Here is a 23,478-nt window from a genome sequence, read left to right as displayed (position 1 = left end):
AGCTCCAAGGGCAGCCCGGCCCGTTATGAGTCAACGACGGGAAACGCTCCTATATGCAGTTGTGACGGTTGGCTTCCTGGCGCTCATTGCCTGGGTGATTCAGGCCGGGGCCGGGGCACCGCTCAAAAGCGCAGAATTGGGATGTGCGCTTCAGGCATAAAAAAAGGTGGCTCCCGTGCGGGAGCCACCTTTTTGCCTTTCAGCTAACAGCTGCTTACTGAACCACTACGCGGCTCGTCTGCACGGCTTCGGGGGTGGTCACCTGCACCATGTACAGGCCGGCCTTCAGCGACGTGGCGTCGATGGTCAGGTCGGTGCCGTTCAGGGGCTGGGTTTGGGTCATTACCACGCGGCCGGTTACGTCGCGCAACACCACGGTAGCCATGCGGGCCGAAGCACCGGTCAGGTGCAGCTGGAAGCTGCCGCGCGTAGGGTTGGGGTAGGCTTGCAGCGTGTTGGCTTGGATGCTACCGGCCTTGGTAGCCAGTACCAGGCGACATACCGTGATACCAGCAGTCTGCTCGGCAATGCGGGCGGCGTACTCCTGGTAGTAGCGGTTGGTCACTTTGGCATCGTGCACCACCAGCGTGTTTTCGTCGTTCTCCGTATCGGCCGAAGCCGTCCAGTTGTGCGAGCCCACGAACACCGTCGGGTCCGACTGGCTGGCACCGGCGTCCACAATCAGGGTTTTGTGGTGCATGATGCCGTTGGTGCGGTCGATGAGCACGCGGTTGCCCATGCCCGCCTTGATGAGGCGGAAGGCGTAGCCGGCCGTGCCGCTGGTGTCGTTCACGAGGCCGTCGGAGCAGGCGGCAATGTTGCGGCTGATAACCTGGTTAGCCAGGGCGCGGCCCAGGTCGGCGCGGGTGATGAGCATCGACGCGAAGTGCAGGTCGTTGTCAGCCGAGGCAATGGCGGTGAGCAGGCGACCATTCACGTTGTCGGTGGGCGAGAAGTACGACTCTACCGAGCGGCCGCCAATCATGAGGAAGTGCGGGGTGTTGTCGGTTTTGCGCGAGCCGAACAGGATGGTGCCGGGCACGTCGGTTTTCGAGCCCCACATCTCTTCAAACTCAACGGTGTAGACGCGGGCCAAAGCCTGGTCTTGCAAGGCAATCACGTTGTTGCGGTCGGTGGTCAGCTGGGCAGCCGTCCAGTTCATCGAACCCGTCCACACCCACGGAATGTTGGGGTTGGTGCTCTCGGCATCAATAATCACAAACTTGTTGTGCATGATGGCGCTGCCGCTGCTACCCGTTTGGGCCGGGCGGGCGGCACGGGGAATTGTGGTGGGTAGCTGGCCCACGCTCACGTTGGCATTGTCGTCTTCGTAGAGAATGCGCACGCGCACACCGCGGGTTTTAGCAGCAATCACGGCATCACGAATAATCGTGTTGTTCCAGTTATAAATGGCAATATCCAGCGTCTGGGTGGCGCGTCCAATGTACTTGGCCAACGTATCCGGCGCGCTGCTGTTGAGCGTGTACACGGCCACATTGCCGGGGAGGGCCAGGGTCGCATCCACGGGGTTGTTGAAGTAGTTCTTGATAACGCCCGACGACAGCGAAGCCGTAATCATGGGCACTAGGCGCGACTCGGAACGGCCCACGCTGTTCACCGAAATGGCCTGCACGTAGTAGATGGTGGCCGGCAACAAGCCCGTTAGCGTCTGGCTGTGGGCATTGCTGAGGGTGGTGCTGCCCGCTACGGTGGTGAAAGTGCCGGTGGGCGAGGTGGAGTACGCCAAGCGGGTGTCGCCGGTGTTTGAGGTGTTGAACGACACCGTGAAGCCATTGGTCGTGATGTTGCTCGGCACCGGAGTCGTCGTCAGGTTGGGGGTGAGGCCCTGCACAAAGTCGGCGTACTTGCGGTTGAGTAGCTGATAACCACCGGTGGTGCTGGTGGACGACGAAGCGTATTGGCTCACGATGCCTATGGCGTCGAACGTGCCGGTCGGGCTGGGTTTGCCAATCAGGCCATCGGCCCCATTCGAGCTGGTGGGCACGTAGGTAACCAGCGTGGCGTTGTTATTCAGCCGGTAGGTTGTATTCGCCGCGAACGACGAGACCGTGGCGCCGCCGGTGGTGTTCACCGAAGTGAGCCCGTTGATGCGCACCAGCATGCCTTCGTACTGTTCGGCATAAGCCGAGGCAGCGTTGGCCGCTGTGAACACGATGGGGGCCGGCACCGGGCGGTTGCCGGCCAGTACGGTCAGCGACGTAATGGGGTCAACTTCGAGCAAGCCGCGAAACATCTTCAGGCCGCCGGTTACTTGAATGCTGTCGCCGGGAACCAGCGTGCTGAGGGCGCTGCCAAAAGCGCCGGCATCGGTCGAGTACACGCCCACGCCCGAGTTCGGGCCCGTGCCATCCTGGATGTAGCGAATGATGCTAACCGTGGAGCCCAGCTCGGCACCGTTCGTGACAATGCCGCGCACCGTAACGGTGGGGCCGGCTGTGCTGTTGGTGGTGGGAGCCATGGCCCGCGCCGCCGCAATGGTTATAACAGTCTGGGCCGCCGCTGAGCCGCCCGTGAGGACGCCCGCAAACAAGGCCAGCAGAGTAAATTTTTTCATACTTAAAAGAACTGAGTGGGAATGAGATAGGACAAGCCTGGGCCGGAGCCGAATAACAAAGTTGTTGAAACTCAGCGGCACCAACCGCAACCGTCGGCGCGAAGTGCCCGGCCAGACAAAAACTAGTTTTTGCCGTTCAGGCGTACGCGCTTGCCGCTGCTGGTGATGAAGGGCACCGGCGGAGCAGTTTCGGTGCCATTGGCGTTGCGCGAGCTTACCTCCACGTAGTAGGTAGTGCCCGGAATGAGGTTGGTGAGCGGCAGGCTGTGGCGGGTCGTGAGGGTTGGGTCGACCTGGCTTTCCTTCAGCTGCTTGGGGTCGAGGCCGTAGCGCACCCGGGTGTCGCCGGGGTTGAGCGTCGAAAACACCACGGTAAAGCCATTGCCGCTAACGTTTACGGGCACGGGCTCCTCGGTAAGGCGGGGAAGGCCCCCACCGCGCACCATGTCGCTGATGAGGCGGGGCATGAGCTGGTAGCCGCCCGTGCCACCCGGTGCGTGCTGGCTCAGGATGCCGCGCACATCAAACGACTCATCCGTTGGCGGAGCCGAGTCCACCAGCCCATCCGGACCGGTGCTGGCCGAGGTAACCCGTACGAGGGTGCCGGGCAGTCCATCAATCAGGTAATTGGTATTGCCATTAAACGACATGGCCGGGCTGCCCGTGAGGTTCGTCAGGCGTTTAACGCCCTTAATCTCCAACAAGCGGCCTTCGTTGGCTTCCACAAAGGCCTCGGCCGCGCGCTCAGCGGGCACTTGCACGGCGCGCACGCGCATGCCGCTGGCCAGCTTATGGAACGACGCAATGGGGTCCATTTCCATCAGGCCGTTGTATACCTTCAGCTGGCCCGTTACCTGGATGCTGTCGCCGGCGTGCAAGTCGCCAAAGCCCGGGAGTTTGGTAGGCTGGGCATAGAGGGCCAGGCCCGCGTCGGTGTCCTGCACATAGCGGAGGTTGCCCATTTCGGGGCCGTTGATTACCACGGCTCGAATGGTAACGGTGCTACCAGGGGCTTGGGCCCGCGCCGCCTTCACTGTTAGCACGGGTGGGACGCCCGGCCCGGGCGGAGTGGAAGTTGCGGAAAGGAACCCGGTGAGGAGGCCGGCGAGAAGAAAAAGTGAAGTCATGCTCGAGCTAATTGGAAAATAAATAGACTGACAATGAAGCCGCCTTCGCAAAGTTCAGCATAAAATATTCATTTTCCATTATCCCAGCCGCAAAAATATGGCTTGAATTCGTTCTGTTGAATCTTTACAAAATATTAACTTCCGGGTGAAGCTCGATGGCAAACTGCTGGCGTACGGCCGCGATTATTTCCTCGGCCAGCGCCCGTATTTCATTGCCCGTAGCCCCGCCGTGGTTCACAAGTACCAGCGCTTGGCGGGCGTGCACCCCGTGGGTGCCTTCGCCGGGCCCGCGCCGCAGCCCTTTCCAGCCGGCCTGTTCGATAAGCCAGCCGGCGGGCACCTTCACGCCGCCGGGCACCGTGTAGCCGGGCAGGTCGGGGTATTGGCTTTTAAGGCGGTCGAAGGCGGCCTGAGAGATTTCAGGGTTTTTGAAAAAGGAACCGGCATTGCCGATTACGGCCGGGTCGGGCAGCTTCGAGCGGCGAATGTGCACCACAGCGCGGCTCACTTCCTGCGGCGTAGGGTCGCCCTCGATGCCGAGTTCAGCCAGTGTTTCAGTGATGGCCCCGTAGCGCACGTTAGGCCGGGCCTGCCGGTGCAGGCGCAGCACCACGGCCGTGACCACAAACTGGTCCTTGAGCACATTTTTAAATACACTCTCGCGGTACCCGAAACCGCAGTCGGCGGCCGTGAATACGCGCAACGCGCCAGTGCCGATTTCGACGGCTTCGAGATGCTCGAAGGTGTCGCGCAACTCGGCCCCGTAGGCGCCAATGTTTTGCAGCGGGGCCGCGCCTACCGTGCCGGGAATAAGGGACAGGTTTTCGATGCCGCTCAGCTGTTGGTCGAGGGCATATTCGACGAGGCCGTGCCAGCTCTCACCGGCCCCGGCTCGGATAAGGGCCGTGTCGTCGGTGCCGTCCTCGCTCATGATTTCGAGCCCACGGATTTCATTTTTGAGCACGACGCCGGGGAAATCCTGCGTGAACAACAGGTTGGAGCCCCCGCCGAGGATGAGCTTTTCGGCCGCCTGCACCTGCGGGAGGTTCAGCAGTTGGCGCAGCTCATCGGCCGAGGCGAAGCGGGCGAAGTAGCGGGCCCGCACATCGAGGCCGAAAGTGTTGTAGGGGCGGAGGGAGACGTTTTCTTCGAGCATAGGCATCATGGCCGCAAAGGTAGCGGCCGGGCTGCTGCGCAAACTCGGCGAGTTTGCGCAGCAGCCCGGCCGCTGGTGGCAGGCATTGAAGGGAGCACCTAGCTGCGTTATTTCAACCTGGCTTTTACGTTGAAACGAGAGTCGGCGCGCACGGTGGTATTCTGGCGCACGGGCTGCGCCACCTCCACATCGGTGAACAGCGTGTAGGAGCCACTGCGCAGGTACAGGTCGAGCTTGGCGCCCGAAGGCGTGAGGTTGATGCTTATCTGCCCCGTGGGCACCGGGCTGAGCGAGGCCAGCAGGGTTTTGTTGGTGCCCGAGTTGTCGCTGGCAATGTAAATTTTGACGCTTTTCAGGAAATCAAAATTCTGCCCGGCCGGGTCGGTCACGGTCAGCGCCAGGCGGTCGAGCGTCACGTCCTGCACATAGTCGGCGCTGGTGTTATTGGCCGAATACGTGCCCGAAGACGAGGAATTGACCGTGGCGCCCGGCAGCGATAGAACGGTCGTGTTGAGCAAACCTGAAGCCGGTACTACAAAGCTGCTGGAGTCATTAACCTGAAACGAAAGCAGGTTTTCAATTTTCTTGCAACCGACAATACCCAGCAGCAGGACCAATACAAAGAGGATGGGGGTGAACAGGGATTTTTTCATTAGTAAAATAGTCTGCCGGTATGTTAAGGAGGCTTGGCAGTTCGGCCTTTAACGGGCTTGGGTACAACTTAGTGCAATTCGCGCTCAGCCCAGGTAGTGCGCCGCATAGATAATGCCGTAAATCCAAACTGTGTACAGGCCGGCATGCCACAGCCCTTGGCCGAGGCTGGCCCACAAACGGCCCCGGCAGCGATTCGAGTTCTTGAAGACCAGCCGCATGGCCCGGAAAAACACCCAGTACAGCATTGCCGCGAAGATGAGAATGCCCGTCCAGAGCAACGCACCCAGCCACCAGATGATGAACACCGCCACGATGGCTAGCACCACTGCCATTATAATGGCAGCCACAATTCCATGGCCCTCAGCTACATCAAAGCCTTGCAACCCTTCAAGCCCGCTGGCGCTGGGAAAATGGTTTCGGCTGATGCGGTCAGTCAGGCGGCCCACATCGTCGCGCAGCTTCACGCCGTGGTAGAGCCCCATGGTGGTGAAGATGGAAAAAGCCGCGAATAAAATGCTGGTCGAAATCAGCGAATTGGCAAACAGCGAGCGGTGGTGGCCCAGCCCGAATTGCCACACCGCTACCGTGGTTAGCGCGATTACAGCTCCCGAAACCAAGGCCACGTTGCCGGCGCTAAGCAGGCGATAAGAACGCGGAGTTGTCATCGTTTAGCAAAACACCTAAAGAACTATCGCACGCGGTAGCCGCTCACGGCATAAAACAGCAGGTACAAGTAGCACAGCGCCGGCACCACGAAGGCGACCCGCAGTCCTCCGCCGTGCGTGGCCAGCCAACCCATGAGCGGCGGAATAAGCGCCCCGCCCACAATGGCCATAATCAGGTAAGAAGAGCCCTGCTTGGTGAACGGCCCGAGCCCGGTGATAGCCAGCGGGAAAATGACGGGCCACATAATGGAGTTCATCAGTCCGCAGAGCACGATGAGCCACAGCGCGGTTTCGCCGGTGCTCAGGATGCTAGCGCCCACCAGCGCCGTGCCCGCCGCGCACACGGCCACCAGCAGCACTCGGTTGTGGAACTTCAGCAGCAGCGGAATGCCTATTAGCCGACCAATGAGCGAGCCGAACCAGTACGACGACACCAGCACCGCGCCCACGGCTTTGGTGAAACCAGCCGTGGTATCAATGGCCGAAGGCTCCTTGCCAAACAGCACCAGCGCGTAGTTGGTGGCCACGTTCAGCCCTTGCACCAGGCTTTGGGTGAAGGCCGAAAGCTGCTTGATGCCCTGCGATTCGCCGTAGCGAATCAGAAACGAGCCCAGGCCGACTTCTACGCCCACGTACACGAAAATGGCCGCGATGCCCAGCACAAGGTGCGGAAAGCCTAGCGCGCTAGTGCGGTGAGATATTTTCAGCTTGCCATCCTCATCCCATTCAGCCCCTCTCACAGCTTCATCGGCCGGAATGCTTTCAATATCTGGCAACTTTACCAAGAAGAAAAACACTGCTGCCAAAAGCATCAGAAATGCCGCTAATCCTAAATACGGACCTTTCACGAGCTTCGACTCTTCGGCCAGCCGTTCGGCCAGCGGCAGCGCCGCCAGCCGGGCCTTTAGTGCCACCGAGCCGCCGAACAACACCAAGCCGCCCACCAGCGGCGACAGCGCCCCACCGAAGTTATTGGCCACGCCCACCACGCTCACCCGCGCCGCCGCGCCCCGCGCCGGTCCCAGAATGCTCACGTAGGGGTTGGCCGCTACCTGCAGCAGCGTGATGCCGGCACCCAGGGTGGCCAGCGCCGTGAGGAACAAGGCGAACTCTCGCGAGTCGGCCGCCGGGATGAAGAGCAAAGCGCCACCAGCCATCACCAGTAGGCCCACCACAATGCCGCGCTGGTAGCCCAGCTTCTTCAGCACCCAGCCGGCAGGCAGCGACATGAGAAAATACGCACCGAAGAAGGCCGACTGCACCGCCGAGGACTGCAAATCGGTGAGCTGGCACACGTCCTTCAAATACGGCATCAGCACGTCGTTGAAGTTGGTAACGGCCCCGAACAGGAAGAACAGGGTCGTCATCAGCACCATGGGGCCGGCGTAGGAACGTGCGGGCGCGGCAGTTGCAGTGGGAGCGGGGGAGGAGGGAGCGAGGGCCATAGGAGCGTAGCGCATGCTTCAGCTTGCGCCCGGTGGAAATGTGATGGGTTTGGTAGCGCAAGCTAAAGCATGCGCTAGACTTTCTGCCGACCTTTGCGCTGTGGGCCAAAGCCCGCGTTAATTCTATGCACCTTACCGCCACCACCCAATTCGGCCTGGAAGAACTGCTCGCCGACGAGCTTTACGCCCTCGGGGCCGATATCACGCACGTGGGCTCGCGGGCTGTCGAGTTCATCGGCGACCACCGCCTGCTCTACGAAGCCGCGCTGTGGAGCCGCCTCTCCATGCGCCTGTTGCGGCCCTTCGCCGCCTTTTATGCCGCCGATGAAAAAGCCCTGTACCGCGAAGTAAGCCGCATCGACTGGCAGGATTTTATTGGTCCCGGCCAGACGTTTGCCATCACGCCCGTGGTGAACCGCTCCACATTTGAGCATTCGCTGTTCGTGGCCCAACTCACCAAGGATGCCATTGTGGACCAGTTTCGGGACCGCACCGGCGAGCGCCCCAGCATCGACACCCGCACGCCCGACATCCGCCTGCACCTGCGCATGACGGAAAACGAAGTCATCCTCAGCCTCGACGCAGCCGGCGACTCGCTGCACCGCCGCGGCTACCGCCAGCACACCAACGAAGCCCCGCTGAACGAGGTGCTGGCCGCTGGCCTAGTCATGCTTTCGGGCTGGGATGGCAAGAAACCCCTCATCGACCCCATGTGCGGCTCGGCCACCATTCTCACCGAGGCGGGCCTCATCAGCCAGCGCATCGCGCCCGGCCTGTTTCACCAGGGCAAGTTTGGCTTCGAAAACTGGTACGACTTCGACCCCGAGCTCTGGAACCAAGTGCGCGAAGAAGCCAAAGCCCAGCGCCTCGACGAGCCGCAAGCCTACCTCGCCGGCTCCGACCTCGACCCCAGAACCATCGACATGGCCGCCGCCAACATCACCGCTGCCGGCCTGGAGGATTTCGTTAAGCTTTCCGTTCGTGATGTGAAGGACGCAATGGCCCCAGCCAAGGAGGAGCCGGGCATCGTAATTATGAACCCGCCCTACGGCGAGCGAATAGGGGAGGAGGCCGAAATGGCCGACCTCTACAAGACGATTGGTAACACGCTGAAAACGGGTTTCCAGGGCTACAACGCGTTTGTGTTTACGGGAAATCTGGAAGCGGCCAAGAGCGTCGGGCTGAAGCCGGCGCGGCGGGTGCCGCTATTTAACGGACCGATTGACTGCCGGCTCTTGAAGTATGAGCTATACCGGGGGAGCCGGCGGGCCTCACCGCCTGCCGGAACCTCACCCCCCAGCCCCCTCTCCCAAAAAGAGGGGGAGCCAGACGACGCTCAGAGCAATAGCTAAAAAAAATATAACCGGTGCCCCCTCTTTTTTGGAGAGGGGTCAGGGGGTGAGGTTCTGGTGGGTGGTACTACCTTCCTCACATGAACGAGCCTCCCAAACTCAGCGGTCCGCAAGAGCACATCTACCGCACGGATGTTCGCACCTGGGACAAGGCCAAAGTCTACGCTCGTGAAAATCGCAAAGCTGCTACGCCCGCTGAAAATCTGCTTTGGCAACATCTGTGCGGCTCGAAGCAGGGAATAAAATTTCGTCGGCAGCACGCCATTGGCTTTTTTTATTGTCGATTTCATCTGTGTAGCTGCTAAGCTAATTGTCGAGGTTGACGGCGAAATCCACCTCACTCCCGAGCAAGCCGAATACGATACCGGCCGTACCTTCACACTAACGGAATTAGGATACCGCGAACTGCGTTTCACCAACCAGCAAGTGCTAACCAGCTTAGACGAAGTCTTGGCCGAAATAGCCCAATTCCTGAAAAAAAACCCCTTAGAACAACCGTCTGGCTCCCCCTCTTTTTTGGAGAGGGGGCCGGGGGGTGAGGTTACCCCGACCGATATGCCCGAACTAGCCACTCCCGACCAACTCACAGCCGCCCGCCAGGCCCTGAAACGGTACTACGGCTACGACAATTTTCGCCCCATGCAGGGCGACATTATCCAGCACATCCTCGCCGGGAAAGACACTGTGGTGCTCATGCCCACCGGCGGCGGCAAGTCGGTCTGCTTCCAGATTCCGGCCGTCGTTTCCGAAGGCACCTGCATCGTGGTTTCGCCCCTCATCGCGCTGATGAAGGACCAGGTGGAAGCCCTGAAAGCCAACGGCATTCCCGCCGCCTACATCAACAGCAGTGTGGGCCAGAGCGAGGCCAACGACATTGCCCGCGCCGCCACGGGCGGCTACCTCAAGCTGCTTTACGTGTCGCCTGAGAAGCTGCTGAGCGACGGGTTTATGCAGTTCCTGACCCGCGTCAACATCAGTTTGTTTGCAATTGACGAGGCGCACTGTATTTCGAGCTGGGGCCACGATTTCCGGCCCGAATACACCCAGCTGGGCCAGCTGCGCACGCACTTCCCTAGCACACCCATCATTGCCCTCACGGCCACGGCCGACCGTCTTACCAAGCGCGACATCATCACCCAGCTCAACCTGCGTGAGCACAAGGTGTTTCTGTCCAGCTTCGACCGGCCCAACATCAACATGCTGGTGCGCCCCGGCCAGGACCGGGTGGCCTCGGTAATCGACTACATTGGCCGCCACCCGCAGGACCCGGGCATCATTTACTGCCTCTCGCGCAAAACCTGCGAAACCATCTCGGCCAAGCTCATTGCCAAGGGCATTAAGGCGGCGCACTACCACGCCGGCCTCACGCCCTTGCAGCGCGGCAAGGCCCAGGAGGCTTTCTTGCAGGATGATATTCAGGTGATTGTGGCCACCATTGCCTTCGGCATGGGCATTGACAAGAGCAACGTGCGCTGGGTGATGCACTACAACCTGCCGAAAAATATTGAGGGCTATTACCAGGAAATCGGCCGCGCCGGCCGCGACGGTGCGCCCAGCACCGCCATCCTGTTCTACAGCTTCGCCGATGTGATGCAGATGCGCGAGATGGTGACCAAGGACGTGCCCGCGCGTCAGGCCCAGCTCAACACCGCTAAGCTCGAGCGCATGCAGCAGTTTGCCGAAGCCGCCAGCTGCCGCCGCAAAATCCTGCTCAACTACTTCTCCGAAACCCTGCCCCAGGACTGCGGCAACTGCGACATCTGCCGCAACCCGCCCACCACGTTCGATGGCACCCTCATTGCCCAGAAGGCCCTATCGGCGGTGTTCCGCAGTCGCGAGAAAGTAGCCATCAACCTGCTGATTGACATTCTGCGGGGCATGCGCAACCAGGCCGTGCTGCAGGGCGGCTACGACCAGATAAAAACCTACGGCGCGGGCCGCGACCTGCCCTACCTCGACTGGTACAGCTACATCCACCAGATGCTGAACGACGGCCTGTTCTACATCGCCTACGAGGAAGGCTACGCCCTGAAAATCACCGAGCGCGGCCATCAGGTGCTGAAAGGCGAGCTGCCGCTGCCGCTCAAGAAATTCCAGCCCACCGAGAAAGCCGAGAAGCCCACCCGCGCCGGCAAGAAAGCTGCCAACGCCACTGCCGCCGCCGCCATTGGCACGCCCGAAGCGCAGCTGTTCGACAAGCTGCGCAAGCTGCGCAAGTCCATTGCCGACGAGCAGGGCGTGCCGCCTTACGTGGTGTTCTCCGATGCCACGCTGCAGGAAATGGCCGCCGAGCGCCCCGTGAACCGCGTGGGCATGCTGGGCGTGTCGGGTGTGGGCATGAAGAAGTTCGAAACCTACGGCGAAGCCTTCATCAGGCTTATTCTGGAAGAAGGGGGCGGGGCTGTTCCCTCCGATTCGGACAACATGTTCAGCGAGCCGCGGCCGCGCCTGTCGCCGCTCAACAAGGCGGAGAAGACTGAAAAAGCCGACAAAACGGTGACTGACTCGGAGGATGCCACCATCCAGTTCCATCAGATGGGCCTCACGCCCGAGGACATTTCCGAGCGCCGCGGCCTGGCCCTGAGCACCGTGAAAACGCATCTCTACAACGCCTACGCCAAGGGCCGCGAGCTGCGCATCCACGACTTCGTGAGCGACGCGGAGTTGGCCGAAGTCTTCACCGCCCGCGCTCAGCTCGGGGGCGACCCCACGCTGCGCGACCTATTCGACCACCTGCGCGAGAAGTACGACTACTTCCAGCTGCGCATGGCTGCGCTCTACCACAAGCGGTTGCGTGGGCAGTAGGTTGCCGGGTGAACCTATAGCGCGTCTATTTCAGAACCTTCTGCAGGTTGGCTGTTCGTCCACTCGTCGTAATTCTTTTTGAGCCCCCACAGGCTGCTGAGCAGTACCACTGCCAAGACCAACCCGGTAATAAGGCCGAAGCATAGAAACGCAATAAAGGCGGCTATAATGGCGTAGATGCGGTAGGCAATTTTTTTATATTCGTCTTCATACAGCTTGTAGGAAGAAAGCTGAAACCCAATGTAGCTGGCCCAGAGCAACAAGCCCCACGAAAAAAGGCCCATGATGAAGGTGCCTGATTTGCCAATCAGCAGCAAGCTGAGTAAAAGGCCAACGGCAGACAGTATCATTGCCACAATAGCCGCAATTTTCAACGCACGGGGTGTAAACATCTGGAAAGGAAAAGGGAGTTTCCCGCAAGATAGAAGTATCATTGGCTATAAATGCTTCTGTTCACGAAAGCCATGCTGCGTAAGTTCGTTCTACTACTATCGGCTCTGCTCATTGCTGCCTTTGCGGGGTTGATGCTCACTAAAACGCTGCCCTATTACACCTTTGAGAAGGGCATCCACTTTCTCACCACCAAGAGCGACGAAACCAACGACAACCCGCTTTTTCGGTTGGGTTTCTACGTGCACATCACCACCAGTCTGCTGGTACTGGTAGCCGGGCTGTTGCAGTTTCTGCCGTGGGTGGCGCGGCGCGGGCCGGTGCTGCACCGGCAGTTGGGCAAGTTCTACATCATCGGCATTCTGGCGTTGGCGGCCCCGTCGGGCCTCGTTCTGGCGCGCTTTGCCAATGGCGGGTTGGCCGCGCAAGTCGGCTTCACGCTGCAGTGCGTGGTGTGGTGGCTGTGCACCTGGCGCGCCTACCAGGCGGCCCGCCAGCGCCAGTGGTCCCTGCACGTCGACTGGATGCTGCGCTCCTACGCCGTAACGCTGGCTGCCCTGGCCCTGCGCGGCGAAAGCTACTTCATGTACTACGTGCTCGACACCAAGCCCATTGAAACCTACCTGACCGTGACGTGGCTTTCGTGGGTCGGCAACTTGGTGCTGCTCGAAATCTTGCTAGGCGTGGGCTTGGGGCGGTATTTTCTGCGCGAATATTCTGGAAACCTTCTTAATAAAGCATCGGCATGAACAACGCAGCACGCACCATCACCAAAGTTGGCTTTGTCGTGGTCGTCCTGCTTGGGCTGGGTGGCTTGGCACTGGCGTTTGCCAAAGCCCGGCAAAAAAGCAGGGAAAACCGGCAGCTTACCCTGCGTGATAGCCGCCTGTTCCCAAAGGAAAGCTACCGGCTGATGCAATTCGCCGATACCCTGGCCGCGTCGCAGCGCGATACGTTGTTCCGGCATCATGACTTGTCGCAGCTGCTTCAAATCTGTAAGGAACCGGGTTGTGCCGCGCAAAATGGGTTCTTCGGCTTGCAGCCGCAGCGGCTGGAGGTGGCGTTCACCTGGGTGAAGCAGGATGCCAAGCAAGCTGGCCTCTTCCACGTCGAGGGGCTGACCCGGGTATTCGGAAAGGTCAATTTGCTAAAAGGCAGCCTGCAGCTCACTCAAGCCCGCCATGCCTTCGACAAGCCCAACGGCATCTACATCGCGACGGGGCCTTTTCGGTTTCAGCTGTACGATGACAAGTCGCAGCCCACCGGGGCCATGCAAGGCCTTGCGGCGGTTGATTTTGAAACCTATGGCAACACGGTGTCCCTGGCCGGCGACGAAGGCGCGGCGCGCATGCGCTCCCGGCAATTTGCTTTTGAAGGCACCCGGACCGATGCCCACGCCACGCAGACGCAGCGCGTGGTGTGGGCTTCCGAGTTTCCCCCGGTGGGCCAGGAAATACTCGGGGATTTTGACATCGGCGGGCGCGTGGCCATCATCAACCCCAAATACAAAAAGTATGGCTGGGACGACTACTATAACCAGGATGAATGGTGGTTTTCTTCCCAGACTCCCCTTCTTGCCAATAGCTACCCCAACCGAGTGCTGCCCTAGTAGCGCGGGCCACCCATTTCGGTCAACCCGCGCATATAAATCTTAGCTAGGATATATGTAATTATGGGATGAGCTAGAAGCCTAGTTGGTAAGTTTGCGTCATGAAACCACCGCTTTCCTTTCTTGCGCTTGCCCTGGCCTGTTCGGCTTGTAACCCGCCATCCACGTCGCATAATGCTTCTGCCAAACCTGAGCAGGGGACGCCCGCCGCAGCAACGGCAGGCGCAGGTAGGCACGCAGTTGCCGTGCAGGCTTTGCCGGGCAAGCTGGCGTTGTTGCAGACTGTCGATTTGACAGCGGCACTCTCCGACTCATCGGCGGAACCAGGAACAAAGAGGGGGGCAATGGAAGGCTTCTACGGCCCTGCCAACTACCGCGTTTCCTTCTTCTTTACCAAGGTGGTGCGCGACGAGCAGCATCCCGATGTTTACCATATCTGGGGAAAGAACCGCTACAAAAAAGTAATAACACCCTTCACCGGCACCTGTACCTTTAAGCAGCTCACCAGCCTGCCCGATACCACGGACCTGGCGCGCCCGGAAACAGGCCAGCCTTCGCGGGGCTATTCGGTTATCGGTGACTATACCATTACGGAGGACCCGACTACGAAAGGCGCCGGGGTCTATTCCGGCAAGGTGATGCTGGACTTCTTTCTCACCGCTAGCGGCAAGGCCGTGCTGGCCTGGTCTGAGCCGTTGATGGAAGGTGGCATGACAAACCCAAGCAAGGGGAGCGGCCTCTTGTTTCAGGGGGTGTGGCGCGACAACAAAACAGGCCAAATCAAGGCGGCTTCCTGGTCCAGCGACTTTAGTGTGATAATACCCGAAACCTTGGAAAAAATGGGATTAGGGTCGCGGGGCGATACCATCTACCCCGAACTGGCCAAGTACGGCTGGAACGAATTGTATGAAAATAACGAATGGTGGGCCAAACCAACCAAGCCTGCCATGAGCCTATAGAGCTGCATCCGTGCGCTTGCCTTTTGAAAATTGCCCCTCATTCCTGCCTCATGAAAAAGCTGATTGTACTACTCGCGGTGGCCCTGACGAGCGCGGCCTGCCAGCACCAAACGCCCAAAGCGGTAGTTGCAAAACTAGCAACTAAGGCTGCACAGCACCCACTGAACCAGCCGCTGCCTTCGCTATTCGCGGCCGCCGACACACTGGATGCGCCCATGCGCGCGCTGGTGCGCCAGCACAACTTGGCCACGCTGTGGCAGGGCAATACCGACGAACGCAAGGACGACCCCACACTGGAGGGCTTTTTCGGGCCCGACCACTACCGTTTCGCATTTGTCTTCAACGAGGTGAGGCGCGATGCCCAGCACCCCGAGCTCTTCCACGTGCGCGGCAAATGCCGCTACCGCAAAAACATTCGCCCCTTCACCGGCACTCTCACTATGCGGGCAATAGCAATTCTACCCGATTCTGCTTTCCAGCAGATGATGGAAGGCGACCTCGGTACTGCCCCGGGCTCGGTGCAGACCTACACGGCCAAGGCCCAGCTGCAGCTGCGCGAGGAGAAACAGGAAAACAGCGGCCTTTTTGAAGGCGAAGCAGTGCTGGACTTTTACGTGACTGCCGACCATCATTTTGGCTATGTCACCAGCCTAGTCGATGGCGTCGACGATACCAACCCGACCCGGGGCGGTGGGGTACTGCTGCGGGGCAAGCGGCGCAACATTACAACTGGGCAGGTTAAAAGCTTCGTCGTAGCGGCTTCGGCGGTAATGGCCGCGCCGGATGTTTTTCAGGATTTTGCTATTGGCGACCGGGGCGATGAAATCAACCCGAAATACGCTAAATTGGGCTGGAACGAGTTGTGGGCCAACGAGGAATGGTGGCACGATTCGGCCAAGCCACCGCTCCTCTGATACGTGCTGGCCCGGCTTGGCTGGAATGAGTTTTGGATAGCCACGAATGGTGGGCCAAATCGCCCATATCTGGCTTAAGCTTTTAAGTAACAATCGTTTCTGTTTCCTATTCCTTCCTTTTTGCCATGAAAGCCCTGCTTATCACCGCGACCAGCCTGCTGACCATTGCCTGCCAACCCCAGGCGCATCCCCAAGCAGCCCAGGAGGCGGCTTCCCGGCCAGCCTTGGTGGTCGGCCGTGCTGCCGCCACTACGCCTGCCAAAGCGACCGCGTCGGTAAGTGAGGTGGCGCCCCTCGAAACCCTTCCGCCGGCGCTCCAAGCGCTGGTGCGGAAACACGACCTGACCCCGCTGCTGCAAACCGTGAAAGGCGACGAGGACCACTCCCAGAACGGCTTCTTTGGCCCCGAGCACCGCCGCATCGATTTTGTCTTTACCCACGTGCAGCGCGACATCACCAACCCCAACGTGTACCACCTGCAGGGCCAGGACCGGTACAAAGGAGTGGTGACACCGTTCGAAGGTACCTTTACGGTGAGCCACTTCGGCCAGGCACCGCGGTTCTCCGCGGAACGGTTGGCGCGTTACAGGAAATATAGTGCTGCGCAAAAAGACCCTCCACTGGTAAATCTGACCGAAGGAGGCTTTGCCCTGTATGAAGATTCTACTCGTCGGGGAGCGGGCGTATTCCGGGGCAAAGTCAGTATTGCTTGGAGGGTGGACAATGAGCGGGGGCTGGAGTTCGATTACCAGACAGAAGTAATGTCTTCGGAGGGTGGCGGCCTCAAGTACGAAGGCACTTGGACCAATTCGAAGACGCACCGCAGCTATCCCGTGGTTTGGGTCGAGGATATCTACTTCTATAACAGCCGGCAGAACGTGCTCGCGGACTTCAACGTGGGCGAACGAAGCCCCGAGGTTAACCCTAAGTACGCCCGGCTGGGTTGGAACAAATACTGGGAAAATGAGGAGTGGTGGGCAAAGACCCCACGACGTGATACCGGCCTTCTTTGAGCAATATTATTTCCCCCACCAGCCCGCAAAACACTAAACGGTACAGCTAATCGTTGAAAACCCCGAAGCGCCATCTGGCAATATAGCCAGCCCTTGCTCACCTGATTTTTTCGCTGTTCTCATGCGTTACTTCCTGCTGCTGGCGGCTCCTGCGCTGCTGCTTGGTGCCGCCAAGCCTTTGTACTGGCCCGCTGTTGCCGGCCCTGGCCACACCACTGCCGCGCCTCTGGCTGCGCCCGGCACGGTACTCTCCAACGCGGACCGCACGGCGCTGCTGGCTCGCGCCAGCCTGGGCCGGCTGTGGCAACACCAGGCCCGAAGCGGCTCCGAGGACGTGTTGAACGGTGTTTTAGGGTACGATGGGCGGCGGCTGGAATTCGTGTTTCTCAGTGTGCAGCCCGATGCCAAAAGCCCCGGCCGCTACATCGTGGCCGGCAAGTTCCGCTGTTACGGCGACATCACACCGTTTCGGGGCAGTATTGAGGTACAGCAGGTGCAGCTCCTGCCGGCCACCTCGGCGGGAGAGGATGGTGCCAGCAATATGGCTAAGCCCATTTACTGCGCCACAGGCAGCTTTGCCCTGCAAGCCACCAGCACCCACGGCCTGGGCGGGCGCTTCGATGGGCAGCTGGCAGTCGATTTCCGGGTGGGCAGCAGCGGCCGGGCCGCTTTGGTTCCCTACACGGCTAACGCACTCACCCGCAATGGCGGGTTACTTTTCGATGGCCAGTGGCGCGACGGGGCCGACGGCGACCCCGTACCCGCCGTCTGGAAGCAGGGAATGGCGGCTGCTCATCAGATTCTGACCCGCTTCCGAATTGGCGACCGCGACCTCCACCTCAACCCTCGCTATGCCCGCGTGGGCTGGGATACCTACTGGCAGAACGACGAATGGTGGATTGAAAAACGAGTGGCGCAACGCTAAAGTGGTGGGCAGAAAATTATTAGCTAAGTGAATTAGTAACTTCGCACTTGCGTTGCTAACTTCACCAGCCGAATCTGCGTTGAATGGAACGCTATTCCCGGCTGCTGCCCCTCCCCATGATTAATACGAACCTGAAATTTTGCCGGCGTGAGCTCGCCCTCACCCAGGCCCAGATGGCCGAAAAACTCGGCATCAAACGCTCGCTGGTGGGAGCCTACGAAGAAGGCCGCGCCGAGCCCCGCATTGCCACTCTCGTGAACATGGCCCGCCTGTTCGGCATCACGCTCGACCAACTCGTTACCACCGACTTCAGCAAGAAGAAAAACACCAAGATTATTGGCTCGCTGCCCGCGCCCGACCCCAACGCGCTGGCTGCCGATGCCGACGATAACCCCGAGCCGCCCACGCCTGCCGGCGGCAAGCTCCGCGTGCTGGCCTTCACCGTCGATAGAGACCAGAACGAGAACATCGAGCTGGTGCCTCAGAAAGCCGCTGCCGGCTACCTCAACGGCTACGCCGACCGCGAGTATCTGGAGGTGCTGCCCAAGTTCCGCCTGCCCATGCTCTCGAATACGGGCACGTACCGCGCCTTCGAAATTGCCGGTGACTCCATGCTGCCCATTGCCAGCGGCACGGTCATCGTGGGCCGCTACGTCGAGGATTGGTCCAGCATTAAGGACAGTACGCCGTGCATTGTGGTGAGCTCGCGCGATGGCATCGTGTTCAAGCGGGTGTACAACAAGCTGCGCTCGGGTTCGATGTTCGTGCTGCACTCCGACAACCCGCACTTTTCGCCCTACGATGTGCAGGCCGATGATGTGCTCGAAATATGGGAAGCCAAAAGCTACATCAGCAGCACGTTCCCCATTGCCGAGCTTTCGTTGGAGCGCGTAGCCAGCCTTGTGCTCGATTTGCAGCAGCAGGTGGCCCTGCTCAAAAGAGCGTAAGGCGAAGTACCCCGGGTTTTCAAGTCAGTGGCCCGAATGGCTGGGTGTCCGAACATGCCCCGCTTCGCTTGTACCCTCGAAAAGCCCTGCCGTTGCTACGGCAGGGCTTTATTGCGTCTGGTTGTTGAGGCCAACCCCGGCCGGCCGGCTGCGTATGGAGTTCGCCGCCTTTGCGCGCGTCTCACTATCACGCTAACGCCTTTCTGATGCTCAAGTACATCTCCTCCGCCGACCGCCACCACGCTGCTCCCGCCGCCTGGCTGAGTAGCTATTTCCTGTTTTCGTTTGCCGATTATTTCGACCGTAACAACATGCACTTCGGCCCGTTGCGCGTGTTCAACGACGATAGTGTGGCGGCGCAGTCGGGTTTTCCGCAGCATCCGCACTCTGAAATGGAGATTGTGACGCTGGTGCTCGACGGGGAAATCACGCATCAGGACACGATGGGCAACAAAACGACCATTAAAGCCGGCGAAGTGCAGCGCATGACGGCCGGCACCGGCCTGGCCCACTCCGAGTTCAACCGCCAGGACAAGCCCCTGCATCTTTATCAACTCTGGTTTTTGCCCGGGCAGCGTGGCCTGGCCCCCAGCTACGAGCAGAAGGACCTGGGTTTCCTCACCGGCAACAAGAACGAGCTGGTGCCGCTGGTAACCGGCCAGAAGGTGCTCGAAGACGTAGTATACATGAACTCGAACAGCACCGTGTACTGGTCGAACCTGAGTGCTGATAAAGAAATTGAGTTCAAGACTTTTCCCATCCGCCTCACCTTCATCTACGTGAAGGAAGGCACCATCTTCGTGAATGGCACCGAGCTGGGCCCCAACGACCAGGCCCGCATGACCGACGACGACGTGGTGCAAATTCGCGCCTCTACCGATGCCCAGTTCATCCTGATTGACCTGCCATCGTCGGAAGCCAACTATTAAAATTCAGGGCACCACGCAAAAGCCCCAGGCTGCAAGTACACAGTCCGTATTTCGGGACTATGCTTGCAGCCTGGGGCTTTTGCGTGGGGACTTTAGATGTTAGAAGTTGTAGGTAATACCCGCCGAGCCGCCCGTCGACTTGCCGATGTTGCGGCCTGCCACGTAGGTGCTGATGCCCAGCGTGAGGCCAAAACCGTTGGTGATGGGGCGGTAGCCGCTGGCTCCGAGGCGCACGTAGTTCACACGGGTGGCGGTGAAGGTGCCATCGAAACCGGCTTCGGTGATGTCGGTCCCGCCGTTTGACTCTTGCACTGAAACGGAACCTTCGAAGTAGTTTTTGGGGCCAGCGTACCCGATTTTTCCTTCAGCTACTAACGCATTGGGCACGTCGCCGGTGCGCAGGCTGTAGCCTAACTGGCCGGTTGCAAACACCCCAGAAACCGTTTTGAGGTGAACCACCCCAAGGGCCGTGGTTTTCGTGGCCCGGTTGCCAATGGCAATGATGTAGCCCAGGCCGGTGTTGGTTTGGTAGTTGCCCACCGGGGTGCTCACGCTGACCACGCCCAACAGGTCGAGGATGCTGCTGCCGATTTCGCGGGAAAACGACTTGAACTTGAGCACGCCTGTTAGGTCCTGCACGCCCTGGCGGGTATTGGCGAAGCCCTGGGCCGGGTACAAGGTATTGAGGTCGCCGATGGTGGTGCCAAATGCCTGGCCCTTCGACTGGATATAGGGCAGGCTCGCGATGAAGTCGATTTTATCGGTGATGCCGTAGGTGGCGTATAGATTGACGGAATTGACGCGTACTTCTTGAAATACAGGCACGCCACTCACTTTATCGGGGGCCAGGTAGGCGCTGGTATAACGTTCGGAGGTGCCCGAAACGACCACCGAGCCGTGGCCTTTGCCCGCCATGAAGCCACTGACGAGGCTTTGCGCGCGGAGCGCCGGAGAAATGCCGGCCACAAGCAAAGCACTTAGAATCAGCGTGGAAAATTGTTTCATATAATGTTTAACAGAGGAATAAAAAACTAAAACAGGAAGGTGAGTAATTGGGTTTAGGAACTATTCAAAAGAGTTTCGAAATCGGACTGAATGCGCAACTTACGGCGCAGTCTGAAGATTTGGATTTAGCTTAGCGCAATCCGAAGATTAAACAAAGCCGTTTATAATCAGTGAATTGAATTCAACAACTGTATACCTTCGACCAACACTTCTTTTTACCCGATGAAAATTATTACCCCCTTTAAAACCAGTGTCGTAATACTAGGCTTGGCGCTGGCCGGCAGTGGCTGCGCAAAAAATAAAGACATCGACCCGTCTATTACCAACATTGCCGTTACCAACCCCGATTTTCAGCTGCTCGAAGACGCCGCCATTCGCGGCGGGGTGGCTATCACGCTGGGCAACAAAAATCCCAACGATGCGCAGGGCAATTACACGGTGTTTGCCCCCACCAATTCCGCATTCAACCGCTTAGGCATTCGCGAAGCCGTCGACCTGACGGCCCTGCAGCCCGGTTTTCTTACCAACACCCTGCTCTACCACGTGTACAGTGGCTCCTTGGCGGGCAGCAGTCTCACGGCTGGCAATACCTCAAGTTCGCTGCTCGGGCCTACGCGTCGCATCATCACCCGCGCCGATGGCAGCAAATACGTGAACGGCTCGAAGATTCTGGGCACCGATGTAAAGGCGGCTAATGGCTTGGTGCACCCCATTGATAAGGTGCTGATTGCCACCGGTGGCAACGTGGTGCAATCGGCGGTGGCCCTGCAGTCGGCCCAGGTATTTACCAAGCCCGAGCTGACGCTGCTGGTGGCGGCGGTGCTGAAGTGCAAGCTGGAAGGGTTGCTGTCGCAGCCCGGCCCGTACACCGTGTTTGCGCCCACCGACCAGGCTTTCCGCGATGCCGGCATTGCCAGCGTCGACGCCATCAACAACATGACGCCGGCGCAGGTAACGGCCCTTACGGGTATTCTGGCCAACCACGTGCTGGCCGGCAACCTGGGCAACAAGTTCACGCCGGAGTTACCCGATGGTACCAGCGTGACCACCTTTGGCGGCGGGAGTTTGCAGCTGGGCGCGTTCAGCAACGGGGTGCTCACGGTGAAATCGAAGAGTATTTCTACTCCGGCCAACATGGGCATTCCCGACGTGCAGTGCACCAACGGCGTGGTGCACGTCATCGACCGGGTGCTGCTGCCCTAGTGGTGGGGTGTTGCCACCTCTCCTTATTCTCTCATTCTGACCGTTAGCCCTGCACCGGGCTTCCGCATTTGTCGGCGTCCCGCTATGGGGCAGCGGTACTGCATCCTCATGAAATATCTCCGTTTGCTGGCTTTGCTGGCTGTTTCCAGTGCCAGCGCAGTGCCCCGAGCTGTGGTGGCCCAAACCCCCGCCCCGGCAGTGGCTACCAATGCTCCTGGCCTCGCCGGTTTGTGGCAAGGACCATTGCCAATCCCCGGCGGTAGCTTGCCAGTTGCCTTCACGGTGCAGCAGCCAGCGGCCGATAAGCTGGCCGCTACCCTCGATTTGCCCGCCCGCCGCATGAGCCGGCTGCCTGTGTCGGTGACGTTGAAAGGCGACTCGGTTATCTTTTTTGCGGCCAAGGCCAGCTGCCGCTACGCCTGCGTGCGGGCCGCAAGTGGCCAGGAACTGCGCGGCACCTGGGCCCAGCCCGGCTTGCGCGTGCCACTGGTGCTGCGCCGTGTCGTGGTGCAGCCATCCGGTACAGCCGCCGCAGTTGTTGCGGCTACTACCTACCACATCGAAGCGGTGAAGCTGACCAGCCCGGCCGGAAACGTAGAATTGGCGGGCACGCTCAGTATTCCGGATGGGCCCGGGCCGTTTCCGGCTGCGGTGCTACTGTCCGACATGGGCCCACAGGACCGCGACGCCCGCCAGGGCACCTGCCGGCTGTTTGCCGACATCGCCAGCAACCTGGCCCGCCAGGGCATTGCTGTGCTCCGGCTGGATGACCGCGGTGTGGGCCAAAGCGGCGGCGACAACCGCCTCGCCACCACCGCCGACCTGGTTCGCGATGCCCAGGCGGCCCTCAGCTTCCTGCGTGTGCGGCCCAGCATCGACCCGGCCCGCACGGGTTTCATCGGCCACGGCGAGGGCGGCAACGTGGCGCTGCTGGCCGCGGCACAGCCGTTGCCGCCCAGCTTTGTGGTGGGCCTGGCAGCGGCCGGAGTTAGCGGGCTTGAGCTGCTGGCGGCCCAGGCCGAGCCGGCTACAGCCGCCGATACGGCCCGTGCCGGGGCGGCGCGCCGCCAGGCGCTGGCCGATGTTGCGGCCAAGGCCAAAGAGCTGCGTGCCAGCGGCTCGAACTCAGCCCAAATTGATACCTACGTGGCCCAGCAAACGCTGAAGCTGCGCAGCGCTGAGCGCAAGCAGGCCGAGGCTACGCTTAAGTTTCGGCGGGCCATGTTTGAGATTGTGCGCCAGACGGCGAATCGCGAGCAGGCCCAGGCCATTGTGACCAACATGCTGCGGCAGCGCTACCCAGCGCAGGAGGCTGCCCTTACGCGCAGCCGCGTCGAGGACCTGACCACACCCTGGGCCCGCTACTACCTGACCTTTGACCCCCAGGCGGCATTGGCCAAAGTGCAGTGCCCGGTGTTGCTGCTGAATGGCACCGACGACGCCGAAGTGAACGCCGCCACCAACCTCACTGCCCTCGAAAAAGGCCTCAAAGCCAACAAGCGCGTGATGGTGCGTCGCCTGCCCGGCGTGCAGCACTGGTTTCAGACGCCCGCCGCCGAGCTCCTCCCCAACGCCGATGGCTCCGTGGACCCGGTAGTGTCGGCAGCCATGCTCGACGCGGTGCGCGATTGGGTGCTGCAGCAAAGCCTACAGTAGTAAAGGCAAAAACGGACTGGCATCTAAAGAGGGTCGCATTACCCTCTTTAGATGCCAGTCCGTTTTATGTCAGGTGGTTAGAGAAGAGGAAAATCAAGCTAACTACCAATACTAACAATGGAAAAATTTGTGCTACCCGCTCAAAATAA

21 protein-coding genes and 1 pseudogene are annotated in these 23,478 nt (G+C 60.0%); 14 read left to right on the top strand and 8 right to left on the bottom strand.

Annotated elements, in window-relative coordinates; genetic code table 11:
- Positions 1 to 214: 214 nt before the first annotated feature.
- From ABD837_RS20860 to ABD837_RS20835, 6 genes are all read right to left on the bottom strand, one after another.
- A complete protein-coding gene (locus ABD837_RS20860; protein WP_345058473.1) occupies positions 215 to 2,575 on the bottom strand; it encodes a phospholipase D-like domain-containing protein in 2,361 nt (786 codons plus the stop codon).
- A gap of 122 nt (positions 2,576 to 2,697) precedes the next feature.
- Positions 2,698 to 3,702, bottom strand: a complete 1,005-nt coding sequence (locus ABD837_RS20855; protein WP_345058471.1) for a hypothetical protein — start codon at positions 3,700 to 3,702, stop codon at positions 2,698 to 2,700.
- Between the two features lie 124 nt (positions 3,703 to 3,826).
- Positions 3,827 to 4,867 carry a UDP-N-acetylmuramate dehydrogenase gene (gene murB, locus ABD837_RS20850; RefSeq protein WP_345058469.1) on the bottom strand — a complete coding sequence of 347 codons (1,041 nt, stop codon included), beginning with the start codon at positions 4,865 to 4,867 and terminating at the stop codon, positions 3,827 to 3,829.
- Positions 4,868 to 4,965: 98 nt separating this feature from the next.
- The gene (locus ABD837_RS20845; protein ID WP_345058468.1) at positions 4,966 to 5,511 is read right to left on the bottom strand and encodes a hypothetical protein; all 546 of its coding nucleotides are present in this window, start codon (positions 5,509 to 5,511) and stop codon (positions 4,966 to 4,968) included.
- Between the two features lie 84 nt (positions 5,512 to 5,595).
- The gene (locus ABD837_RS20840; RefSeq protein WP_345058467.1) at positions 5,596 to 6,177 is read right to left on the bottom strand and encodes a hypothetical protein; all 582 of its coding nucleotides are present in this window, start codon (positions 6,175 to 6,177) and stop codon (positions 5,596 to 5,598) included.
- A 23-nt stretch (positions 6,178 to 6,200) separates the two neighbouring features.
- Complete coding sequence (locus ABD837_RS20835; protein WP_345058465.1) at positions 6,201 to 7,622, bottom strand: sugar MFS transporter; 1,422 nt, start codon at positions 7,620 to 7,622, stop codon at positions 6,201 to 6,203.
- Between the two features lie 125 nt (positions 7,623 to 7,747).
- On the opposite strand from ABD837_RS20835, the gene ABD837_RS20830 reads away from it, so the two are divergent.
- The 4 genes and pseudogenes from ABD837_RS20830 (at position 7,748) to recQ (ending at position 11,779) form a co-directional block, all read left to right on the top strand.
- Positions 7,748 to 8,974: a THUMP domain-containing class I SAM-dependent RNA methyltransferase gene (locus tag ABD837_RS20830; protein ID WP_345058463.1), complete on the top strand. Its 1,227-nt coding sequence runs from the start codon at positions 7,748 to 7,750 to the stop codon at positions 8,972 to 8,974.
- Between the two features lie 80 nt (positions 8,975 to 9,054).
- Positions 9,055 to 9,279, top strand: a complete 225-nt coding sequence (locus ABD837_RS20825; RefSeq protein ID WP_345058461.1) for a DUF559 domain-containing protein — start codon at positions 9,055 to 9,057, stop codon at positions 9,277 to 9,279.
- Positions 9,239 to 9,388: pseudogene (locus ABD837_RS25055) on the top strand (DUF559 domain-containing protein); the annotation flags it as partial. The gene ABD837_RS20825 and the pseudogene ABD837_RS25055, both read left to right, overlap by 41 nt.
- Positions 9,389 to 9,529: 141 nt before the next feature.
- A complete protein-coding gene (gene recQ / locus ABD837_RS20820) occupies positions 9,530 to 11,779 on the top strand; it encodes a DNA helicase RecQ (RefSeq protein WP_345058459.1) in 2,250 nt (749 codons plus the stop codon).
- 14 nt (positions 11,780 to 11,793) lie between these two features.
- Here recQ and ABD837_RS20815 read toward each other — a convergent pair whose 3' ends face one another.
- Positions 11,794 to 12,213: a hypothetical protein gene (locus ABD837_RS20815; protein WP_345058457.1), complete on the bottom strand. Its 420-nt coding sequence runs from the start codon at positions 12,211 to 12,213 to the stop codon at positions 11,794 to 11,796.
- Positions 12,214 to 12,222: 9 nt separating this feature from the next.
- Here ABD837_RS20815 and ABD837_RS20810 point away from each other — a divergent pair, with 9 nt between their 5' ends.
- The 8 genes from ABD837_RS20810 (at position 12,223) to ABD837_RS20775 (ending at position 19,465) form a co-directional block, all read left to right on the top strand.
- Positions 12,223 to 12,918 carry a DUF2306 domain-containing protein gene (locus ABD837_RS20810; RefSeq protein WP_345058456.1) on the top strand — a complete coding sequence of 232 codons (696 nt, stop codon included), beginning with the start codon at positions 12,223 to 12,225 and terminating at the stop codon, positions 12,916 to 12,918.
- Positions 12,915 to 13,778 carry a hypothetical protein gene (locus tag ABD837_RS20805; protein ID WP_345058454.1) on the top strand — a complete coding sequence of 288 codons (864 nt, stop codon included), beginning with the start codon at positions 12,915 to 12,917 and terminating at the stop codon, positions 13,776 to 13,778. Before ABD837_RS20810 ends, ABD837_RS20805 begins: the two co-directional genes overlap by 4 nt.
- A 101-nt stretch (positions 13,779 to 13,879) precedes the next feature.
- The gene (locus ABD837_RS20800) at positions 13,880 to 14,737 is read left to right on the top strand and encodes a hypothetical protein (RefSeq protein WP_345058452.1); all 858 of its coding nucleotides are present in this window, start codon (positions 13,880 to 13,882) and stop codon (positions 14,735 to 14,737) included.
- A 50-nt stretch (positions 14,738 to 14,787) separates the two neighbouring features.
- A complete protein-coding gene (locus tag ABD837_RS20795) occupies positions 14,788 to 15,651 on the top strand; it encodes a hypothetical protein (RefSeq protein ID WP_345058450.1) in 864 nt (287 codons plus the stop codon).
- 125 nt (positions 15,652 to 15,776) lie between these two features.
- Positions 15,777 to 16,664 carry a hypothetical protein gene (locus ABD837_RS20790; protein ID WP_345058448.1) on the top strand — a complete coding sequence of 296 codons (888 nt, stop codon included), beginning with the start codon at positions 15,777 to 15,779 and terminating at the stop codon, positions 16,662 to 16,664.
- Positions 16,665 to 16,785: 121 nt separating this feature from the next.
- Positions 16,786 to 17,589 carry a hypothetical protein gene (locus ABD837_RS20785; protein ID WP_345058446.1) on the top strand — a complete coding sequence of 268 codons (804 nt, stop codon included), beginning with the start codon at positions 16,786 to 16,788 and terminating at the stop codon, positions 17,587 to 17,589.
- A gap of 83 nt (positions 17,590 to 17,672) precedes the next feature.
- Entirely contained in the window at positions 17,673 to 18,536 is an 864-nt protein-coding gene (locus ABD837_RS20780; protein WP_345058444.1) for a helix-turn-helix domain-containing protein, read from the top strand.
- A gap of 206 nt (positions 18,537 to 18,742) precedes the next feature.
- Complete coding sequence (locus ABD837_RS20775; protein WP_345058442.1) at positions 18,743 to 19,465, top strand: pirin family protein; 723 nt, start codon at positions 18,743 to 18,745, stop codon at positions 19,463 to 19,465.
- Positions 19,466 to 19,564: 99 nt separating this feature from the next.
- Here ABD837_RS20775 and ABD837_RS20770 read toward each other — a convergent pair whose 3' ends face one another.
- Entirely contained in the window at positions 19,565 to 20,470 is a 906-nt protein-coding gene (locus ABD837_RS20770; protein WP_345058440.1) for a hypothetical protein, read from the bottom strand.
- A 222-nt stretch (positions 20,471 to 20,692) separates the two neighbouring features.
- Here ABD837_RS20770 and ABD837_RS20765 point away from each other — a divergent pair, with 222 nt between their 5' ends.
- Both ABD837_RS20765 and ABD837_RS20760 read left to right on the top strand, forming a co-directional pair.
- Positions 20,693 to 21,673, top strand: a complete 981-nt coding sequence (locus tag ABD837_RS20765; protein ID WP_345058438.1) for a fasciclin domain-containing protein — start codon at positions 20,693 to 20,695, stop codon at positions 21,671 to 21,673.
- A 108-nt stretch (positions 21,674 to 21,781) separates the two neighbouring features.
- The gene (locus ABD837_RS20760; RefSeq protein ID WP_345058436.1) at positions 21,782 to 23,329 is read left to right on the top strand and encodes an alpha/beta hydrolase family protein; all 1,548 of its coding nucleotides are present in this window, start codon (positions 21,782 to 21,784) and stop codon (positions 23,327 to 23,329) included.
- Positions 23,330 to 23,478: the final 149 nt, after the last annotated feature.

The sequence above is a fragment of the Hymenobacter glaciei genome, assembly GCF_039539585.1.
GTDB classification, from domain to species: Bacteria; Bacteroidota; Bacteroidia; order Cytophagales; family Hymenobacteraceae; genus Hymenobacter; species Hymenobacter glaciei.
Note: the sequence above shows the minus strand (reverse complement) of the source record. Positions and strands in the feature narration are given on the sequence as shown.

Excerpts from the sequence above, each read along its gene's own strand:
- ABD837_RS20860 (WP_345058473.1), bottom strand. The coding sequence starts at position 2,575 with ATGAAAAAATTTACTCTGCTGGCCTTGTTTGCGGGCGTCCTCACGGGC.
- ABD837_RS20855 (WP_345058471.1), bottom strand. The coding sequence starts at position 3,702 with ATGACTTCACTTTTTCTTCTCGCCGGCCTCCTCACCGGGTTCCTTTCC.
- murB (WP_345058469.1), bottom strand. The coding sequence starts at position 4,867 with ATGATGCCTATGCTCGAAGAAAACGTCTCCCTCCGCCCCTACAACACT.
- ABD837_RS20845 (WP_345058468.1), bottom strand. The coding sequence starts at position 5,511 with ATGAAAAAATCCCTGTTCACCCCCATCCTCTTTGTATTGGTCCTGCTG.
- ABD837_RS20840 (WP_345058467.1), bottom strand. The coding sequence starts at position 6,177 with ATGACAACTCCGCGTTCTTATCGCCTGCTTAGCGCCGGCAACGTGGCC.
- ABD837_RS20835 (WP_345058465.1), bottom strand. The coding sequence starts at position 7,622 with ATGGCCCTCGCTCCCTCCTCCCCCGCTCCCACTGCAACTGCCGCGCCC.
- ABD837_RS20830 (WP_345058463.1), top strand. The coding sequence starts at position 7,748 with ATGCACCTTACCGCCACCACCCAATTCGGCCTGGAAGAACTGCTCGCC.
- ABD837_RS20825 (WP_345058461.1), top strand. The coding sequence starts at position 9,055 with ATGAACGAGCCTCCCAAACTCAGCGGTCCGCAAGAGCACATCTACCGC.
- recQ (WP_345058459.1), top strand. The coding sequence starts at position 9,530 with ATGCCCGAACTAGCCACTCCCGACCAACTCACAGCCGCCCGCCAGGCC.
- ABD837_RS20815 (WP_345058457.1), bottom strand. The coding sequence starts at position 12,213 with ATGATACTTCTATCTTGCGGGAAACTCCCTTTTCCTTTCCAGATGTTT.
- ABD837_RS20810 (WP_345058456.1), top strand. The coding sequence starts at position 12,223 with ATGCTTCTGTTCACGAAAGCCATGCTGCGTAAGTTCGTTCTACTACTA.
- ABD837_RS20805 (WP_345058454.1), top strand. The coding sequence starts at position 12,915 with ATGAACAACGCAGCACGCACCATCACCAAAGTTGGCTTTGTCGTGGTC.
- ABD837_RS20800 (WP_345058452.1), top strand. The coding sequence starts at position 13,880 with ATGAAACCACCGCTTTCCTTTCTTGCGCTTGCCCTGGCCTGTTCGGCT.
- ABD837_RS20795 (WP_345058450.1), top strand. The coding sequence starts at position 14,788 with ATGAAAAAGCTGATTGTACTACTCGCGGTGGCCCTGACGAGCGCGGCC.
- ABD837_RS20790 (WP_345058448.1), top strand. The coding sequence starts at position 15,777 with ATGAAAGCCCTGCTTATCACCGCGACCAGCCTGCTGACCATTGCCTGC.
- ABD837_RS20785 (WP_345058446.1), top strand. The coding sequence starts at position 16,786 with ATGCGTTACTTCCTGCTGCTGGCGGCTCCTGCGCTGCTGCTTGGTGCC.
- ABD837_RS20780 (WP_345058444.1), top strand. The coding sequence starts at position 17,673 with ATGGAACGCTATTCCCGGCTGCTGCCCCTCCCCATGATTAATACGAAC.
- ABD837_RS20775 (WP_345058442.1), top strand. The coding sequence starts at position 18,743 with ATGCTCAAGTACATCTCCTCCGCCGACCGCCACCACGCTGCTCCCGCC.
- ABD837_RS20770 (WP_345058440.1), bottom strand. The coding sequence starts at position 20,470 with ATGAAACAATTTTCCACGCTGATTCTAAGTGCTTTGCTTGTGGCCGGC.
- ABD837_RS20765 (WP_345058438.1), top strand. The coding sequence starts at position 20,693 with ATGAAAATTATTACCCCCTTTAAAACCAGTGTCGTAATACTAGGCTTG.
- ABD837_RS20760 (WP_345058436.1), top strand. The coding sequence starts at position 21,782 with ATGAAATATCTCCGTTTGCTGGCTTTGCTGGCTGTTTCCAGTGCCAGC.